Annotated in this window: 10 protein-coding genes; 8 read left to right on the top strand and 2 right to left on the bottom strand. The window is 71.0% G+C overall.

All coding sequences use genetic code 11. From position 1 onward, the window contains the following. Positions 1-220 precede the first annotated feature (220 nt). From LVB77_RS02480 to LVB77_RS02510, 7 genes are read left to right on the top strand one after another with little or no spacing between them, the layout of a single operon-like run. The gene (locus LVB77_RS02480; RefSeq protein WP_232908647.1) at positions 221-3,568 is read left to right on the top strand and encodes a non-ribosomal peptide synthetase; all 3,348 of its coding nucleotides are present in this window, start codon (positions 221-223) and stop codon (positions 3,566-3,568) included. Then, positions 3,561-6,896, top strand: a complete 3,336-nt coding sequence (locus LVB77_RS02485; protein ID WP_232908648.1) for a non-ribosomal peptide synthetase — start codon at positions 3,561-3,563, stop codon at positions 6,894-6,896. Before LVB77_RS02480 ends, LVB77_RS02485 begins: the two co-directional genes overlap by 8 nt. A 31-nt stretch (positions 6,897-6,927) precedes the next feature. Next, on the top strand, positions 6,928-11,436 hold the full coding sequence (locus tag LVB77_RS02490) for a non-ribosomal peptide synthetase (protein WP_232908649.1): 4,509 nt from the start codon (positions 6,928-6,930) through the stop codon (positions 11,434-11,436). Continuing rightward, a complete protein-coding gene (locus LVB77_RS02495; protein WP_232908650.1) occupies positions 11,433-12,764 on the top strand; it encodes an MFS transporter in 1,332 nt (443 codons plus the stop codon). The genes LVB77_RS02490 and LVB77_RS02495 overlap by 4 nt, the downstream gene beginning before the upstream one ends. An 18-nt stretch (positions 12,765-12,782) precedes the next feature. After that, positions 12,783-12,992, top strand: a complete 210-nt coding sequence (locus tag LVB77_RS02500) for an MbtH family NRPS accessory protein (RefSeq protein WP_232908651.1) — start codon at positions 12,783-12,785, stop codon at positions 12,990-12,992. A gap of 22 nt (positions 12,993-13,014) precedes the next feature. Beyond that, on the top strand, positions 13,015-13,869 hold the full coding sequence (locus LVB77_RS02505; protein ID WP_232908652.1) for a DUF6875 domain-containing protein: 855 nt from the start codon (positions 13,015-13,017) through the stop codon (positions 13,867-13,869). Then, positions 13,862-15,196 (top strand): NAD(P)/FAD-dependent oxidoreductase, encoded by a 1,335-nt coding sequence (locus tag LVB77_RS02510; RefSeq protein ID WP_232908653.1) that lies wholly within the window; start codon positions 13,862-13,864, stop codon positions 15,194-15,196. The genes LVB77_RS02505 and LVB77_RS02510 overlap by 8 nt, the downstream gene beginning before the upstream one ends. A 48-nt stretch (positions 15,197-15,244) precedes the next feature. Here LVB77_RS02510 and LVB77_RS02515 read toward each other — a convergent pair whose 3' ends face one another. Beyond that, positions 15,245-15,745: a DUF302 domain-containing protein gene (locus LVB77_RS02515; RefSeq protein ID WP_232908654.1), complete on the bottom strand. Its 501-nt coding sequence runs from the start codon at positions 15,743-15,745 to the stop codon at positions 15,245-15,247. 209 nt (positions 15,746-15,954) lie between these two features. Next, positions 15,955-16,434: a tRNA (cytidine(34)-2'-O)-methyltransferase gene (locus LVB77_RS02520; protein ID WP_232908655.1), complete on the bottom strand. Its 480-nt coding sequence runs from the start codon at positions 16,432-16,434 to the stop codon at positions 15,955-15,957. A gap of 223 nt (positions 16,435-16,657) precedes the next feature. Between LVB77_RS02520 and LVB77_RS02525 the strand changes: the two genes are divergently transcribed. Then, a complete protein-coding gene (locus LVB77_RS02525) occupies positions 16,658-19,537 on the top strand; it encodes a pitrilysin family protein (protein ID WP_232908656.1) in 2,880 nt (959 codons plus the stop codon). The last annotated feature ends 107 nt before the right edge of the window (positions 19,538-19,644 follow it).

The following is a 19,644-nucleotide window of genomic DNA, read 5'->3' on the forward strand; positions in this document are numbered from 1 at the left end:
GGGCACTGGACGACCCGGCAACCGATGTGGTCCGCTTTTGCCCCCTGACCACGTTATGTGGATAGGATACGTACGGGGGCACCACGGATGGAACGCCAAGGATGATCGCGAACGCCGTTCGCGTGCAAGAGCATCTCCGAAGCGACGCGTGCTGGATGCCAAAGGGGTGCCGACAGGAATCGGTCGGCCGAGGATGCTCGTAAGTCAAGGAAGTTCAGGGATGAGTGATATCGACCCGCGTATCGCCGAGCTATCGCCTGCGAAACGCGAACTGCTGCGTCAGTTGAGCGCGCGTCAGCGCGCCGGCCAGAACCGGATTCAGGCGCGTGCGCGGCCTGCGCGCATTCCGCTGACCTTCGGCCAGCGCCGCCTGTGGTGGCTGGACCGGTTCCTGCCCGGCATGACCGCCTACAACCTGCCGGTCGGCCTGTGGCTGGACGGCGAGCTCGATCGCGGCGCGTTGCGCGCGGCGCTGCAGGCGCTGCTGGACCGCCACGAAACCCTGCGCACGGTGTTCCTGTCGCAGGACGGCGAGCCGTACCAGCACATCCTCGATCGCATCGATTTGCCGTGGCGCGAATTGAACGCGCAGGGCGAAAACGCCGACGAACGCGAGGCCGATGCGCTGCGTCTGGCGCGCGCGGAAACCGCGCGCAGCTTCGATCTCAGCCGCGACGCGATGCTGCGCGCCAGCCTGATCGCGACGGCGCCGCAGCGCCATCTGCTGGTGCTGGGTTTCCATCACATCGCCATCGACGGCTGGTCGACCAATGCACTGCTGGAAGAGCTGCAGGCCGGCTACGACGCGTTGCGTGCGGGCCGCGCGGCCGACACCGCCGCGCCGCCGCTGCAGATCGCCGACGTCGCGCTGTGGCAGAACGAAACCTTGGGCGGCGACGGGCTGCAGCCGCAACTGGATTACTGGAGCCAGCGCCTGGACGGCGCGCTCACCACGCTGGACCTGCCGGCCGACCGGCCGCGTCCGGCCGCGCAGAGTTTCCGCGGCGCGCTGTACCGCAGCGAAGTGCCGGCGGCGGTCTACGAACAACTGGAACGGCTGGCGCGCGAGCGTCAGGCGACGCTGTCGATGGTGTTCCTGGCCGCCTATCAGGCGCTGCTGTCGCGCTACACCGCGCAGGACGACATCACCGTCGGCATGGGCGTGGCCGGGCGCGCGCGGGTCGAGCTGGAGCCGGTGATCGGCTTCTTCGTCAACACCCTGCCGATGCGCGCGCGCATCGACGGCGATCCCAGCTTCGCGCAGTTGCTGGCGCAGGTGCGCGAGGGCGTGCTGGGCGCGATGGAACATGCCGACGCGCCGCTGGACCGCATCTTGGAAAGTCGCCGCCTGCCGCGTTCGGCCAGCCACACGCCGTTCGCGCAGGCGCTGTTCTTCTTCCAGAACTATCCCGCGCACCGGCTGTCCATGGACGGTCTGCAGCTGCGTCAGGCGCATCTGATGGACGTCGCGCACGGTACCGCGCAGGGCGATCTGAGCCTGTTCGTGAACCAGCACAGCGCGCGCGAGCTGATGTTGGAATACAGCACCGATCTGTTCGACGCCGCGCGCATCGAACGCCTGTGCGGGCACCTGCTGCGCCTGCTGGCCGCGGCCGCGGCGACGCCGGACGCGCCGCTGAGTTCGCTGGAGCTGCTGACGCCCGGCGAGCGCGAGGAGCTCGCGCGCTGGAACGACACCGCGCGCGAATTGCCGGCCGATCCCACCATCGCCGCGCAGATCCAGGCCCAGGTCGAGCGCACGCCGGACGCGATCGCGCTGCGCTGCGGCACGCGCGAGGTGAGCTATCGCGAACTCGACCGTCGCGCCAACGCGCTCGCGCACGAGCTGCGCGCGGCCGGCGTCGGCCGCGGCGAGCTGGTCGGCCTGTACGTGGAACGCACGCCGGAAATGCTGATCGGCCTGGTCGGCATCCTCAAGGCCGGCGGCGCCTATGTGCCGCTGGATCCGACCTATCCCGCCGACCGTCTGGCCTACATGCTGGAAGCCTCGGATGCGCGCGTGCTGGTCAGCCAGCGCGCACTCGCCGACAGCCTGCCCGGCGCTGTCGCCACGGTGATCTACGCCGACGCCGATGCGGCGCTGGACGCACGCGCCGAACGCGCGCCCGACGGCGGCGCGCAGGCGCGCGATCCGGCCTACGTGATCTTCACCTCCGGCTCCACCGGCAAGCCCAAGGGCGTGGAGATCCAGCAGCGCTCGGCGGTCAATCTGCTGCGCTCGGTCGCGCGCGAGCCGGGCCTGGCGCGCGGCCAGGTGCTGTGCGCGATCAGCACGCTGTCGTTCGACATCGCCCTGTTCGAATTGGTGCTGCCGCTGACCGTGGGCGCCACCATCCTACTGGTCGACCGCGACACCGCGCGCGACGGCCTGCGCCTGCGCCGCCTGGTCGACGACACCGCGATCGACGTGATGCAGGCCACGCCCGCGACCTGGCGCATGCTGCTGGAGCTGGGCTGGAGCGGCAAGGCCGGCATCAAGATCATCTCCACGGGCGAAGCGCTGCCGCGCGAGCTCGCCGACCGCCTGCTGCCGTGCGCGAACGAGCTGTGGAATCTCTACGGTCCCACCGAGACCACGGTGTATTCGGCGCTGTGCCGGGTGCATGCCGGCAGCGGCCCGATCCTGGTCGGCAAGCCCGTCGACAACACCCAGATCCACATCGTCGACCGCCACATGAACCTGCTGCCGGCCGGCGTGCCGGGCGAGCTGCTGATCGGCGGCGACGGACTGGCCAGCGGCTACCGCGGCCGCCCGGACCTGACCGCGGAGAAGTTCATCGCCGATCCCTTCGGCGCGCCCGGCGGCCGTCTCTACCGCAGCGGCGATCTCGCGCTGTGGCGCCGCGACGGCACCATCGAGGTGATCGGCCGCATCGACCACCAGATCAAGCTGCGCGGTTTCCGCATCGAGCTGGGCGAAATCGAATCGGTGCTCGCGCAATTCCCCGACGTGACGCAGGCGGTGGTGCATTGCCGCGAGGACCGGCCCGGCGACAAGCGCCTGGTCGCCTATGTCACCGCCAACGGGCAGGCGCCGGCCACGGCCGCGCTGCGCGATCATCTCAAGGCGGCGCTGCCCGACTACATGGTGCCCAGCGCGTTCGTGGTGCTGGAACGCTTCCCGCTCACGCCCAACGGCAAGGTCGACCGGCGCGCGCTGCCGGCGCCGGAAGCCGTCGCCGGCGGCGACGACGAGGCCTACGACGCGCCGGTCACGCCGGAAGAGCAGTCCCTGGCGGCGATCTGGCAGCAGCTGCTGGGTGCGCCGCGCATCGGCCGCGGCGACAACTTCTTCGACCTCGGCGGCCATTCGCTGCTGGCCACGCGCCTGCTGGCGCGCATCGAGCAGCAGTACGGCGTGGAACTGCCGCTGCGTGTGCTGTTCGAGGACGCGACCCTGGAGCGTCTGGCCGCGCGCGTCGCCGACGCCTGCAACGACCTGGCGCCGGACGATCTGGAAAGTCTGCTGGCGAGCCTGGAACACCTCAGCGATGAGGAAGCCAGCGCGCGCCTGGCCGCAACGCTGCCGGGGGGCGGCCATGGCTGAACTCAATCAACGTCTGGCCGGCTTGTCGCCGGAGAAACGCGCGTTGCTGCTGCAACAGCTGGCCAAGCAGTCGCCGGCCGCGCCGCGCAGCGAGATCGGCCGGCGCGCGCGCCCGGCGCGGATTCCGCTGTCGTACGCGCAGCAGCGCTTGTGGATACTCGATCAGCTCGATCCGGGATCGGCGGCGTACAACGTGCCGACCACGATGTGGCTGCAGGGGCCGCTGGACGAGGCCGCGTTCGCGCGCGCGCTGGACGAAATCCAGCGTCGCCACGAAGTGCTGCGCACCACCATCGCCAGCGACGAGCAGGGCCCGCAACAAGTGGTGCAGCCGCCGTCGCCGGTGCCGATCGATCGCCAGGACGTGCGTGCGCTGCCGGCATCGGAACGCGAGGCGGCGGCGTTCGCGCATGCGCGCGCCGAGGCCGCGCGCGCGTTCGATCTGGCGCGCGGTCCCTTGCTGCGCGCGCTGCTGGTGCGGGTGGACGACGACCGCCATCTGTTCACCCTCAACGCCCACCACATCGCCGTCGACGGCTGGTCGCTGGGGCTGTTGAATCAGGAATTGCGCCAACTCTACGGCGCCTACCACGCCGGCCAGCCCTCGCCGCTGGCGGAACTGCCGGTGCAATACGTCGATTACGCGCTGTGGCAGCGCGAGCTGATGGAAGGCCCGACCCTGCAGGCGCAGCTGGCGTACTGGCGGCAACGCCTGGCCGGCCCGCTGCCGGTGCTGGAGCTGCCGGGCGACCGCCCGCGCCCGCCGGTGCAGAGCTACGGCGGCGACGTGCTGCGCAGCACCTTGGCGCCATCGACCTGGGAAGGCATCAAGCGGCTGAGCCGGCAGGAAGGCGCGACGCCGTTCATGGCCGTGCTGGCGGCGTACCAGACGCTGCTGATGCGTTACTCCGGCCAGCACGATCTGGTGGTCGGCGTGGGCGTGGCCAACCGCCGCCGCGAGGAACTCGAATCGCTGGCCGGCTTCTTCGTCAACACCCTGGCCCTGCGCAACGACCTGTCCGGCAATCCGCGTTTCCGCGAGCTGCTGGCGCAGGTCAAGGACAGCACCCTGGGCGCGTACTCGCATCAGGATCTGCCGGCCGAACGCCTGATCGAAGACCTGCAGCCGGAACGTTCGCTGAGCCATGCGCCGCTGTTCCAGGCGATGCTGTTCTTCCAGAACTTCCCCAACGACGAAGTCGACCTGGCCGGCCTGACCCTGGCGCCGGTGGACTTCGACCAGATCAATCCGGGTACCGCGCGTTCGGATCTGGCGTTGTTCGCCAGCGAGCAGGACGGCAGCCTGGCGCTGTTCCTCGAATACGCCAGCGACCTGTTCGACGCGGCCACCGTCGAGGCCTTCTCCGCGCACTTCCAGCAACTGCTGGCGTCGATCGCGCAGGATCCGGATGCGCGATTGGGCGAGCTGGACATCCTCGATCCGGCGCAGCGTCAACGCTTGATCGCGGAATGGAACGCCACCGATCTGGATGTGCCGCTCAACCTGCCGCTGCATCGTCTGTTCGAGCAGCAGGCGCAGCGCCGGCCCGATGCGATCGCGGTCGAGTGCGGCCCGCAACGTCTCAGTTACGCCGAACTCGATGCCCAGGCCGACGCGCTCGCGCGTGCGCTGGCCGCGCGCGGCGCCGGACCGGGCGATCTGGTCGGCCTGTTCGTCGAACGTTCGCCGCGCATGCTGGTCGGCCTGCTCGGCATCCTCAAGGCCGGCGCCGCCTATGTGCCGATGGATCCCAGCTATCCGGCCGAACGCCTGGGCTACATGCTCGAAGACGCGCGCGCGCGCTGGATCGTGAGCGAGCGCGGTCTGCAGTCGCAGCTGCCGGCCAGCGATTGCGAGCTGCTGTGGCTGGACGAGCTGGACGCCGCGCCCGGCACGCGCGTCGACAGCGGCGTCGGCCCGGAAGACCTGGCCTACGTGATCTTCACTTCCGGCTCTACCGGCCGGCCCAAGGGCGTGCAGATTCCGCACCGCGCGGTGGTCAATTTCCTCGCCGCGGTCGCGCGCGAACCGGGCCTGAGCGAACGCGACACGATGTGCGCGGTCACCACGCTGTCGTTCGACATCGCCGTGCTGGAACTGCTGCTGCCGCTGCAGGTCGGCGCGCGCATCGTGCTGGCCGACCGCGCCACCGCCGCCGACGGCGCCGCGCTGGCGCGCCTGCTGGACCACAGCGGCGCCACGGTGATGCAGGCCACGCCCGCGACCTGGCGCATGCTGCTGGACGCCGGCTGGGCCGGCCGTGCGCAGCTGCGCATGCTGTGCGGCGGCGAAGCGCTGGCGCGCGAACTGGCGACGCGCCTGCTGCCCTGCGGTGCGGAGCTGTGGAATCTCTACGGTCCCACCGAAACCACGGTGTGGTCGGCGGTCGAGCGCGTCGGCGCCGGCGATGCCGCGATCACCATCGGCCGGCCGCTGGCCAACACGCAGCTGCACATCGTCGACGCACGCGGCCAGCTGGTGCCGGTCGGCGTGCCCGGCGAGCTGCTGATCGGCGGCTTGGGTGTGGCGCGCGGCTATCTGGCGCGGCCGGACCTCACCGCCGAAAAATTCGTGCCCGACCGTTACGGCCCGAACCGCGGCGCGCGCCTGTACCGCACCGGCGATCTGGCGCGGCGCCTGCGCGACGGCCGCATCGAGGTGCTCGGCCGCATCGATCATCAGGTCAAGCTGCGCGGCTTCCGCATCGAGCTGGGCGAAATCGAATCCGTGCTGGCCGATCATCCGCAGGTGCGGCAGGCGGTGGTGATCTGCCGCGAGGACCGGCCCGGCGACAAGCGCCTGGTCGCCTACACCCTCGGCGAGGCCGATGCCGCGCAGCTGCGCGCGCACGCGCGCCAGCGCCTGCCCGAATACATGCTGCCTTCGGCCTATGTGAGCCTGGCGCAGTACCCGCTGACGCCCAACGGCAAGGTCGACCGCAAGGCGCTGCCGGCGCCGGACGCCGACGCGCTGGAGGCGCGCGCCTACGTCGCGCCGCGCAACGGCGAGGAAGAAACGCTGGCGCGCTTGTGGGCCGAAGTGCTGGGGCTGGAGCGGGTCGGCATCCACGACGACTTCTTCGACCTGGGCGGCCACTCGCTGCTGGCCACGCAGTTGATCACGCGCGCGCAGAAGGCCTTCGGCGGCGAGATCGCGCTGCGCACCTTGTTCGAGGCGCCGACCGTGGCCGGCTTCGCCGAACTGTTGCTGCGCCAGCGCATGGACGGCGTCGACGCCGACGCGCTGGCCGGCATGCTCGACCAACTCGAAGGTCTGTCCGACGAGGACATCCAATTGTTGCTGGCCGGCGAGGGCGCCGAATCGTGAGCCAGCGTCGCATCCAGGGAAGGGAGTGCGCATGAGCGCAGCCGACGACAACGCGCCCGGCGCCATGGCCGAGCGCCTGGCCCGGCTGACGCCGCAGCAGCGCGAACTGCTGCGCCGACGCCTGTCCGCGCGCGAGGCCGACAACGCCGACGCGCAGGACAACGCCATCCAACGCCGCAGCCGGCCCGGCGAATCGCTGCCGCTGTCGGCCGCGCAGCAGCGCATGTGGTTCTTCGAGCGCCTGCAGCCCGGCAGCGGCGCCTACCACGTCTACGGCCACCACACCCTGCGCGGCGAGCTCGATCCGGTCGCGTTGGAACAGGCGCTGGCCGACGTGATCCAGCGCCACGACGCGTTGCGTACCTCGTTCGCCGAGGTCGCCGGCGAGCCGCGCCAGACGGTCGCCGAACAGGTCGAAGTGCGTCTGCCGCTGATCGATCTGCGCGGCCTGGACCTGATCGAACGCGAGGCGCAGGCGCGCCGCACCACCAGCGAGGAAACCGAGCGGCCGTTCGATCTGGCGCGCGCGCCCTTGCTGCGCGCGACGCTGCTGCGCCTGGACGACCAGGAGCATCTGCTGCTGGTGGTGATGCACCACATCGTCACCGACGCCTGGTCCTGCGGTGTGCTGTTCGACGAACTCGCGCGCTGTTACGAAGCGCGCCTGGACGGGCAGGTGCCGGCGCTGCCGGCGCTGGCGCTGCAGTTCGGCGACGCGGTGCTGTGGCAGCGCGAGCCGGCGCAGGAGCAGCAGATCGCCGACCAGCTGGCGTATTGGCGCCAGACCCTGGACGGCGCCAGCGGCATACTCGAACTGCCCACCGACCGGCCGCGCCGGCCGGTGCCGACCGGCCGCGGCGCGCGCCACCACCTGCGTATTCCGCTCAGCGTCGCCGCCGGCCTGGCCGATCTGGCGCGGCGCGAACACGCGACCTTGTTCATGGCCTTGCTGGCCGCGTTCCAGACCCTGCTCGGCCGCCACGCCGGCCAGGACGATGTGGTCGTGGGCTCGCCGGTCGCCAACCGCGGCATCGACGGCGTCGCGCCGATGATCGGTCTGTTCGTCAACACGCTGGCCCTGCGCGGCGATCTGTCCGGCGATCCGAGTTTTCGCGCGCTGCTCGCACGCACGCGCGCGCACTGCCTGGACGCGTTCGAGCACGGCCAGGCGCCGCTGGAGCGCGTGATCGACCAGCTCACGCTGGAACGCGTGCCCGGCCGCACGCCGCTGTTCCAAAGTTTGTTCGTGCTGCAGAACGCGGGCACCGCGCCGCTGGCGCTGCGCGGTCTGAGCAGCGAATGGCGCGAGCCGGACGTGCACACCGCGCGCTTCGAACTCACCTTGTCGCTGGGCGCCTCCGAGGCCGGCCTGGACGGCGTGCTCGACTACGACAGCGATCTCTACGACGCGGCCACCATCGCGCGCCTGGCCGACCAGTACGGCGTGCTGCTGCACCGCGTGCTGGCCGACCCCGACCTGCCGCTGTCGCGCGTGTCGCTGCTGGACCAGGACGCGCGCCACGAAGTGCTGGCGCTGGGCGACGGCGGTCCCGCGCCGCTGCCGCCGGCGCCGACGCTGTACGCGCTGTTCGAACGCCAGGTCCAGCGCAGTCCCGACGCGATCGCGATCGTCGAACCGGGCCGCGAGTTGAGCTACCGCGAGCTGCACCAGCGCGCCAACGGCATCGCCCGGCGCCTGCGCGCGCTCGGCACCGGTGCCGAGACGCGGGTGGCGGTGCTGGCCGACCGGTCCGCCGAGGCGCTGATCGGCGTGCTCGGCGTGCTCGCCGCCGGCGGCGCCTACGTGCCGATCGATCCGGCGCATCCGGACGAACGCATCGCCTTTTTGCTCGCCGACGCCGGCGCGCTGGCGCTGGTCGCGCCTGCCGCGCTGGTCGCGCGCGCCGACGCGATCGGCGTGGACCTGCCCTGCGTGATCACCGACTCGGTGCCGCCGTCGGAGCAGGCGCCGGCCGAGGTGGCGGGCGCCGACAACGCCGCCTACGTGATCTACACCTCCGGCTCCACCGGCGCGCCCAAGGGCGTGGTGGTCGAGCATCGCGGCGCGGTGAACCTCAGCCTGGGCTTCATGGCGCGCCACGACTTCGTCGCCCAGCGCCTGCTGATGATCCCGCCGCTGGTGTTCGACGCGTCTGTGGGCGACATCTTCCCGGCGCTGGCCAGCGGTTCGGCGCTGGTGCTGCATCCGGCGCCGGCCGAACTGGGGCCGTACGAGCTGGAGAGTTTCTGCCGCGATTACGGCGTGACCGCGATCGACGCGCCGGCCGCGCTGTGGCGGCGTTGGAGCGAGGGCTGGTTCGCCGCCCCGCGCACGCGGCCGCTGCTGCCGGCGCTGCGGCTGATGATGATCGGCGGCGAGAGCGTGCCGCTGGAGCAGGTGCGCCGCTACGCCGGCGTCAGCGGCGGCCGCGTCGCGCTGTGCAATCACTACGGCCCCACCGAGGCCTCGGTGTGCGCGACCATGCTGTCGACCCGCGACGGCGGCGAATACGCCGGCAGCGAGCTGCCGATCGGTACGCCGCTGCCGGGCGTGCGCGTGTACGTGCTGGACGCCGAACTGAACCTGCTGCCGCGCGGCGTGGTCGGCGAGCTGTGCATCGGCGGCGCCGGCATCGCGCGCGGTTACCTGGGCCAGCCGGCGCTGACGCAGGCCGCGTTCCTGCCCGATCCGCACGCCGACGCGCCCGGCGCGCGCCTGTACCGCACTGGCGATCTGGCGCGCTGGAACACCGACGGCAGCCTGCAGTTCCTCGGCCGCCGCGACCACCAGGTCAAGCTGCGCGGCGTGCGCATCGAGCTGGGCGAGATCGAAACCGCGCTGGCCGCGCACCCGCAGGTGCAGGCCGCGGCCGCGGCGCTGCGCGAGGACCGGCCCGGCGACAAGCGCCTGGTCGCCTATGTGGTCGCCGACGCGGCGCTGGAGCTGGCCACGCTGCGCGAATTCCTCGCCCAGCGCTTGCCCGAGGCGCTGCTGCCGTCCTTGTTCGTGCCCTTGCCGGCGCTGCCGCTGAACCGCAACGGCAAGGTCGATCGGCATGCGCTGCCGGTGCCGCCGACGGCGATCGCGCAGGCGCGCCGCATCCGCGCCGCGCAGGGCGAGACCGAACGGGGCGTGCTGGCGGTCTGGCGCGAGGTGCTGGGCCGCGAGGACATCGGCGCGGACGAGGATTTCTTCGCGCTGGGCGGCGATTCGCTGTCGACCCTGCCGCTGGTGTTCAAGCTGCACGCCGCGTTCGGCGTCGAGCTGCCGCTGGCGGCGGTGTTCGCCAGCCCCACCGTGGCCGGCCTGGCGCGCGTGATCGAAGCCCAGCGCGCCGGCGAGACCGGCGCACGCACCGATCTGCGCGCGCGCGTGGTGCTGCCGGCGGACGTCGATCCGCGCGGTGCCTTGCCGGCGGCCGCGCGCTCGCAGCCGGCCTGCGCCCTGGTCACCGGCGCCACCGGCTTCCTTGGCGCCTACCTGGTGCGCGAGCTGCTGGACACCACCGCGGCCGAGCTGCTGTGCCTGGTGCGTGCGGACACGCCGGCCGAAGGCCTGCGCCGCATCCGCGCCAACCTGGACAGCTACGCGCTGTGGCGCACGGGCGACGAACGCCGGCTGCTGCCGGTGTGCGGCGATCTGGCCGCACCGCGCCTGGGTCTGGACGAGGCCGCGTTCGATGCGCTGGCCCAGCGCGCCGAGCTGATCTTCCACAACGGCGGACAGGTCAACTTCCTCGCGCCTTACGAGCACCTGGAAGCGGCCAACGTCGGCGGCACCGTCGAAGTGCTGCGCCTGGCCACGCGTCACCGCATCAAGCCGGTGCATCTGGTGTCCACGTTGGGCGTCTATCTCACCGAGCAGAACCTCGAGCGCACGGTGCGCGAGTCCGACCCGCCGCCGGACGCCGAGGGCCAGTCGGGCGGCTACAACCAGAGCAAGTGGGTCGGCGAACAGCTGGCGCTGGCCGCGCGCGAGCGCGGACTGCCGGTGGCGATCTACCGTCCGGCGCGCATCACCGGCGACAGCCGTCTGGGCACCAGCAACCTGGGCGATTACTTCAACGCCTGGATCAAGGGCTGCGTGCAGCTGGGCTACGCGCCGCACCTGCCCGACGAGTCCTTCGACATGGCGCCGGTGGATTACGTCGGGCGCGCGATCGTGCGTCTGGCGCTGGGCGCGGGCGAGGCCAACGGCCAGTACCACTTCTTCAACGCACGCCGCCTGCCCATCGTCGAGGCGGTGGCGACCATGCGCGACGCCGGGCTGGCGGTGGAGGAGATCGACTACGCGTCCTGGCGCCGCGCGTTGCTCGCCGACGCCGCGGTCTCGCGCGAGAACGCGCTGGCGCCGTTCGCCGGCCTGTTCCCCGAGCATCCGGACCCGCGCGAGCCGCGCTTCGACTGCAGCGCCACCACCGATGCGGTGGCGGCGCTGGGTCTGGTGTGTCCACCGGCCGATCGCGTGCTGTTCGCGACCTACCTGGATTTCCTGCGCAGCCGCGGCGCGCTGCCGTTGGCGGTCGAGGAGGAAGCGTGAACCGCTACGCCGGCCTGCGCGATTTCCTGCTGATCTGGGTCGGCCAGCTGGTGTCGGGCGTGGGCTCGCGCCTGACTTCGTTCGCGCTGGGCATCTGGGTGTACCAGAGCACCGGTTCGACCACGCAGTTCGCGCTGATCTTCGTCGCGATGGCGGTGCCGGCCTTGCTGATCTCGCCGATCGCCGGCGCCCTGGTCGACCGCTGGGACCGGCGCCGCACCATGATCGTCTGCGACGCCGCTTCGGCACTGACCATGTTCGCGCTGGCGGCGCTGTACGCGACCGACACGCTGGCGCTGTGGCACGTCTACGCCGGCGTCGGCATCTCGGCGATCGCCAACGCTTTCCTGCAGCCGGCCTACGCCGCCAGCATTCCCTTGCTGGCCAGCCAGGAACAGCTCACGCGCGTGAACGGTCTGGTGCAGACCGGATTCGCCGTGGCCCAGGTCGGTGGCCCCCTGCTGGCCGGCGTGCTGGTCAGCACGATCTCGATGCAGGGCGTGCTGATCGTCGACGCGCTGACCTTCGTGGTGGGCGTGGTCGCGCTGCTGTTCGCGCGCGTGCCGCGTCCGCAGCGCAGCGAGCCGGCCGAGGACAGCCTGTGGCGCGAGGCCGCCACCGGCTTCCGCTACGTGCACGAGCGCCCCGGCCTGTACGGCCTGCTGCTGGTGTTCGGCGCCACCAACTTTTTGTTCGGCATCGCCAGCATCGCGATCACGCCGCTGGTGCTGTCCTTCGCCGACGCCGGCCTGCTGGGCGTGCAGATGGCGGTCGGCGGTTGCGGTCTGCTGCTGGGCGGCCTGGCCATGAGCACCTGGGGCGGACCGCGCCGGCGCGTGCACGGCGTGCTCGGTTTTTCGCTGGCCGCCGGCGTGCTGCTGGCCGTGCACGGCCTGGCGCCTTCGTTCGCGCTGGTGCTGGTGGCCGGTTTCGGCTTCTTCCTGACGTTACCTGTGCTCAACGCGTCGAACGCCGCGCTGTGGCAAAGCAAAGTCCCGGCCGATCTGCAGGGCCGCTGCTTCGCGATCCAGCGCGTGCTGTCGGAAGCGGCGATGCCGCTGGGCTACTGCCTGGCCGGTCCGCTGGCCGAACGCGTGTTCGAGCCTTTGATGGCGCCCGGCGGCGCCCTGGCCGCATCGGTCGGGGCCTGGATCGGCGTCGGTCCGGGCCGCGGGCTGGGCCTGATGTTCATTGTCTTGGGAGTCCTGATGACGGCGGTCGCGGCCAGCGCCTATGCGGTGCGCGCGATCCGCCGGGTCGAGGACGAATTGCCCGATGCGCCGATCCTGGCGACGGGTCCGGCGGCGCAGGTCAGTGCCGCGGCTTGAGTTTCAGAGGGAGGCGTCATGCAAGGAGAAGAGACGGATCTCGGCGCGCATCGCGTGCTGGTCAATCACGAAGACCAGTACTCGATCCTGCCGGTGGCGTATGCGATTCCGCAGGGCTGGCGCGATGCCGGCTTCGAGGGATCGAAGGACGAATGCCTGACCCACATCCGTGGGCGATGGACCGATATGCGCCCGCTCAGCGTGCGCGACCCGGCCAGCGGCGGATAAGTCAGGGACTAGGAGCAAGGCGATGAGCCCAGACAACGATTCCTTCCAACTGCCCGACCCGGATGCGGCGATGATGGCCGGCCGCACCCATGTCGAGAGCGCCGGCGCGGCCGCGCGCGGCCAGCTGCTGCGCGCCTCGGACGTCGAGCGCAACCAGCACGCCAGCGCGCCGCTGCCCACCATCGTGAGCTGGGTGCGCGAGTTTCTCGCGCAACCGCATCCGAACCTGGGACGCACCGGCCCGGTGTGTCCGTTCACGCCGCTGGCGCTGGGCCTGGACACGATCTGGCTCACCGAGGTCGTCGACCCGGATCCCGATCCGGAGCGCATGGCCGAGCTGATCGCCCATTACCGCGATCTGTTCCTGGAGATCGAGCCGCGTTCCGGCGCGGCGGCGGTCAACAAGTCGATCCTGATCGTGTTCCCCAACCTGGGGCCCGACGGCGCCAGCGTGGTCGACCGCATCCAGGCCGAACACAAGGGCGGCTTCGTCGAGCTGGGTCTGATGCTGGGCGAGTTCCATGCGCGCAACGCCAGCCCTGGCCTGCGCAATCCGGATTTCTTCCCGCTGCGCAGCCCGGTGCCGATGCTGGCGATCCGGCATATGGTCGAATCCGACCTGCCGTTCCTGCGCCGCGACATCGATGCGCCGGAAGTGCGCGCGGCGTATCTGCGTTCCTACCTGCGCCGGCTCGGTCCCAACCTGCGCCGCAACAATTTCGAACAGGCGATCGAAGCCCTGGTCGAGGCCGAACTGCAGCTGCGCCTGCGCGGCCTGCAGAGCGAATCGCCGCGCCTGAGCGCGGTGTCGCGCCCGGTCGCGCGCGCCAACGCGCGCAGCGCCCGCAGCACCGCCGGAACCGCGCTCGATGACTGAGGCCTCCGCAACCGCGCGCGTGGCCATCGTCGGCGGCGGCCTCGCCGGCTCGCTGCTGGCGCTGCGCCTGGCCGCGCTGGGCCATGGCGTCGACGTCTACGAGCGCCGCCCCGATCCGCGCGTCAGCGGCGCCGAAGGCGGCCGCTCGATCAACCTGGGCCTGTCCAAGCGCGGCATCCAGGCGCTGACCGAAGCGCAACTGATCGACGAGGTCATGCCGACCTGCGTGACCATGGCCGGCCGCGTGATCCATGCGCCCGACGGCAGCACGCGCTACCAGCCGTACGGCAAGGACCGCGGCGAAGTCCTGCACTCGATCGACCGCAACGAACTCAACCGCCTGCTGCTGGATCGCGCCGAACGCCATCCGCAGGTGCGCCTGCACTTCGATCATCGCCTGGTCGGTGTCGACAAGACCGCGCGCGAACTGGAATTCGAGCACGCCGGCGCGCGCCTGCGCGTGCGCCCGGACTGGGTGGTCGGCGCCGACGGCGCGTTCTCGCGCACGCGTCAGGAAATGCAGCGCGGCGAGCGCGCCGACTACCACCAGGAATACCTGGAGTGGGGCTACAAGGAACTCACCCTGAAGCCGCTGGCCGACGGCAGTTCGGCGATCGAGCTGGAAGCGCTGCACGTGTGGCCGCGCAGCCACGGCCTGTTCGTCTCGCACCCCAACCGCGACGGCTCGCATACGCTGACCCTGTTCCTGCCGTTCGAGGGCCCCGACAGTTTCGCCACCACCCGCGACGAAGACGACGTGCGCGCCTTGTTCACCAAGTATTTCCCCGACCTGCTGCCGCTGCTGCCGCAGCTGGTGGAGGAATGGATGGCGCACCCGGTCGGGGCGCTGGTGACCACGCGCACCGCGCCGTGGAGCCGCGAAGACTGGATGGTGCTGGTCGGCGACGCCTGCCACGCCGTGTATCCGTTCTATGGTCAGGGCATGAACTCGGCGTTCGAGGATTGTTCGGCGCTGATGGCCGCGCTGGCGCGGCATCCGGGCCGGCGCGCGGACGCGTTCGCCGATTACGAACGTTCGCGGCGCCCGCACACCGACACCCTGGCCGAGCTGTCCAAGGCCAACTTCGTCGAGCTGCGGCAGAAGGTGCAGTCGCCGTGGTTCCTGGCGCGCAAACGCCTGGACGTGAGCTTGAACCGCCTGCTGCCCAAGACCTGGCTGCCGCTGTACACCATGATCGCGCACACCACGATGCCGTACGGCGATGCGTTGGCGCGCGCGCGCCGGCAGGAACGCATCCTGGTCGGCGCCGGTGCCGGCGCGCTGGCGGTGGCCGCGGTCGGCGCCTGGCTGATGCTGGGCGCCTGAGCGCGCTGCGCGACGGCCGCCGCGCGCAGCGTACCTGCGCGACCGCGCCTAGCCGCGGCGCGCGCCGATCGCTTCGGCGCGCCGCGCTTGCGGCTCCGGCGCGCCGCGCAGCCCCAGAATCACCTGCCGCGACGCGGCCGCGCACACCAGCGTGCGCAGGCTGTCGTTGACCGCCTCGGTCATCTCGCGCTGCGAATCCGGCAAACCGTGGCGTTGCGCCAGCCACTGCAGGTCCACATAGGCCACGCGCGTGTGGCCGTCGTCGTGGCGCCAGGCCAGCGCCCGCATCGGCAGGTCGATCGCCATGGTCGGCTGCTCCAGCATCGCCACCGCGGCCGCCAGCGGATTGCCGAACAACAACAACTGCGTCGGCGGCATGCGCAGGCCGCAGCCGTCGGCGATGCGCGCGTGGTCGATGCGCGAGTACACGCGCAGGCCGCGTTGTTCGACCATCGCCACCAGCCGGTCGATGGTGCTGGAGACGGTGTAGGCGCTGCGCAGGATGCACAGGCCGGGCGGTGCGACGGGATCGATAGCTGCAAGAGTCATGCGGGTACTCGCTGTGCTGCGGGTTGCGGCGACGGGCCCGGCGTTGGCGCCGGATTCGTTCGCCTTACCCACTACATCGCGTTGCCGCCGCGCAAGCGGACGCGACCTGCGCCGATCGCGTTGCGCGCCTCTACTCAGGTTCAGCGATGCGAAGACCGCGTTCACATGGGCGATGGCCCGCGGCGCGGCCGCGCCGTCGCCGCTGCGCCTCATTCGCCGCCGGCGTAACCGAGCTGGCGCCAGGCCTCGAACACCACCACCGCCACCGCATTGGACAGGTTGAGGCTGCGGTTGTCCGGCCGCATCGGCAGGCGCAGGCGCTGCGCCTCGGGCACGGCCTCCAGCACCTCGCCGGGCAGGCCGCGGGTTTCCGGGCCGAACAGGAAGGCGTCGCCGGGCCGGTACTGCGGGCGGTCGTGGCGCATGCGGCCGCGCGTGCTCAGCGCGTACAGCCGCGGCGGCGCGCCCTGGTCCTGGGCGATCGCCGCCAGCGCCGCGTCCAGGCCTTCGTGCACGCGCAGGGTGGCGTACTCGTGGTAGTCCAGGCCCGCGCGCTTGAGCTGCCTGTCCTCCAGGCTAAAGCCCAGCGGCGCGATCAGGTGCAGACGCGCGCCGGTGTTGGCGCACAGCCGGATCACGTTGCCGGTGTTGGGCGGAATCTCGGGCTGGTAGAGGATGACGTCGAACATGCGCCCATTATGCGGGGCCGGACCTGACGCCTGTAGGCACCGAAAATGTGCAACGCGCCTGGGCGCAGACCCCCTACCTAACTTGTGGCCTAGTGCCCCGGGGCGGCCGCGGCGACTAGGATGCAGGGTCGTATGCCGGGCCTGGCCCGCGTCCGCTATGCCTGCGTTCGTCCAAATTCGCCGTTTCTATCCGTCGCTACAAATCATCGCTTCAGGAGCCTCCATGTCCCCGATCTCGCCGACGTCCCGCGCCGTTCCGCGCGCCGCCGCCCTCGCTCTCGCCCTGTCCGTCGCGCTCGGCGCCGGGCTCGCCGCGCCGGCGCCCGCGTCGGCCGCCGCGCCCAAGGCCTCGGTCGCGATCCCGTACGACGAGTTCACTCTGCCCAACGGCCTGCGCGTGATCGTGCACACCGACCGCAAGGCGCCGATCGTCGCGGTCAACCTGTGGTACCACGTCGGCAGCAAGAACGAGGCGCCCGGCCGCACCGGCTTCGCCCATCTGTTCGAACACCTGATGTTCCAGGGCTCGGAAAACCACAAGGGCGAGTTCTTCGCTCCGTTCGAGCTGGTCGGCGTGACCGACCAGAACGGCACCACCAACCAGGACCGCACCAACTACTTCCAGAACGTGCCCACCACCGCGCTGGACATGGCGCTGTGGATGGAATCCGACCGCATGGGCCACCTGCTCGGCGCGATCGACCAGAAGACCCTGGACGAGCAGCGCGGCGTGGTCCAGAACGAGAAGCGCCAGGGCGAGAACCAGCCCTACGGCCGCCGCATCAACGCCAAGATGTTCGAGGCGCTGTATCCGGCCGGTCACCCGTACCACTGGCAGACCATCGGCTCGATGGCCGACCTGGACGCGGCCTCGCTGGACGACGTCAAGACCTGGTTCAAGAGCTGGTACGGCCCCAACAACGCGGTGCTGGTGCTGGCCGGCGACATCGACCTGAAGACGGCCAAGGAAAAGGCGCTGCGCTATTTCGGCGACATTCCGGCCAGCGCCACGCTCAAGGACATGGCCGCCAACATTCCCAAGCGCGCCCAGGACACCCGTGAGACCGTGCCCGACCGCGTGCCGCAGGTGCGCGTGTACCGCGCTTGGCCGGTGGCCGAGAACGGCAGCAAGGATTCGACCCTGCTGACCCTGCTCAGCCAGGTGCTGGGCGGCAGCGCGTCCTCGCGCCTGGATTCGCGCCTGGTCCATCAGGACAAGCTGGCCGACAACGTCGGCACCTCGCTGTGGAACAGCGAGATCAGCGGCACCTTCTTCATCACCACCACGGTCAAGGAAGGCGTGGACCCGGCCAAGGTCGAGAAGATCGTCGACGAGGAACTGCAGCGCCTGCTGACCCAGGGCCCGACCGCCGAGGAACTCGACCAGGCCAAGACCGCGATCCGCGCCGACTTCGTGCGCGGCATCGAACGCATCGGCGGCTTCGGCGGCAAGTCCGACGTGCTGGCCGAGTGCGCGGTCTACAGCGGCAAGCCCGACTGCTACCGCGAAGAACTGGACACGCTGATGGCGGCCACGCCCGACAGCGTGCGCGCGGCCGGCCAGAAGTGGCTGGGCGTGGGCTCGCACACCCTGGTCGTGCAGCCCAGCGACAAGCCGGCCTCGTCGCTGCCGGAAACCGCGCAGGCCGCACCGGCCAGCGCGCCGGCCGCGGTGCCGGCGCCGGACCCCAAGTTCAAGACGGTCAAGTCCGACGTCGACCGCAGCGCCGGCGTGCCGGTCACCAAGACCTTCCCGGCGCTGAGCTTCCCGACCCCGCAGCGCGGCAAGCTGTCCAACGGCATGGAAGTGGTGCTGGTGGAGCGCCATGAGATTCCGGTGGTGCAGATGCTGATGGAATTCCCGGGCGGCTACACCGCCGACCAGGGCCGCAAGCTGGGCACGGCCAGCTTCGCCATGTCGATGCTGGACGAGGGCGCGGGCGACTACAGCGCGCTGCAGCTGTCGGCGCGCAAGGAGGCCCTGGGCGCCGAACTCGGCGCGGGCGCCAACCTGGACAGCGCTTCGATCAGCCTGTCGGCGCTGAAGGACAAGCTGGATCCGTCGCTGGATCTGTTCGCCGACGTGGTCCGGCGTCCGCGCTTCGACGCGGCAGAGATCGAGCGCGTGCGCGCGACCTGGCTGGCCGGCATCAAGCAGGAGAAGGCGCGTCCGCAGACCGCCGCGCTGCGCGTGCTGCCGCCGCTGCTGTACGGCGAAGGCCACGCCTATTCGATTCCGTTCACCGGCAGCGGCACCGAGGCCGCGATCGCCTCGCTCACGCGCGAGGATCTGGTCGCGTTCCACCGCGACTGGCTGCAGCCGGACAAGGTGCGCATCGTCGTGGTCGGCGACACCACGCTCAAGGACATCGTGCCGCGCCTGGAGCAGCGCTTCGGCGACTGGAAGCCGGCCGCGAACGCGCCGGCCCTGCCGGTGGTGGCGACGGTGTCGCGCCCGCAGGCGCCGCGCGTGTTCCTGGTCGACCAGCCCGGCGCGATCCAGTCCAACGTCTATGTCGGCGAAGTGGTGCCGCCCACCGGCGACGCCGGTTCGATCGACTTCGATTTCGCCAACGGCGTGCTCGGCGGCGAGTTCAGCTCGCGCCTGAACATGAACCTGCGCGAGGACAAGCACTGGGCCTACGGTTCCTACAGCGGCGCCAGCTACACCAAGGGCCAGCGGCCGTGGATCGCCTCGGCGGCGGTGCAGAGCGATAAGACCGCCGAATCGATCAAGGAGCTCAAGCGCGAGATCGAGTCCTTCGTCAGCGCGCAGGCGCCGATCACCGAGGCCGAAGTGGTCAAGATCCGCGCCAGCAACACCCTCAGCCTGCCGGGCGCCTACGAGACCGCCAACGCCGTGCTCGGCCAGATCGCCGGCAACCTGCGCTACGGCCGTCCGGACGACTACATCGTCCAGTACAAGGCCCGCAACGACGCGATGACCCCGGCGCTGGCGCAGGCCGCGGCCAAGACCATCGACCCGGCCGCGGTCACCTGGGTGGTGGTCGGCGATCTGTCCAAGATCGAACAGCCGATCCGCGAGCTCAAGCTGGGCGAGGTGCAGGTGCTGGACGCGGACGGCAAGCCGGTCAAGAAGTAAGCGCGCCAAGGTGCCGCGCCGCGCAGCCTGCGCGGACGCGGCCACGCGGGGCCCCTGCTGCCGTTGGCGGTGGCAGGGGACCGTGCCCTTCGAATTGCAGCCGCCGT

The organism is Lysobacter sp. 5GHs7-4, from assembly GCF_021284765.1.
Taxonomy (GTDB): domain Bacteria; phylum Pseudomonadota; class Gammaproteobacteria; order Xanthomonadales; family Xanthomonadaceae; genus Lysobacter.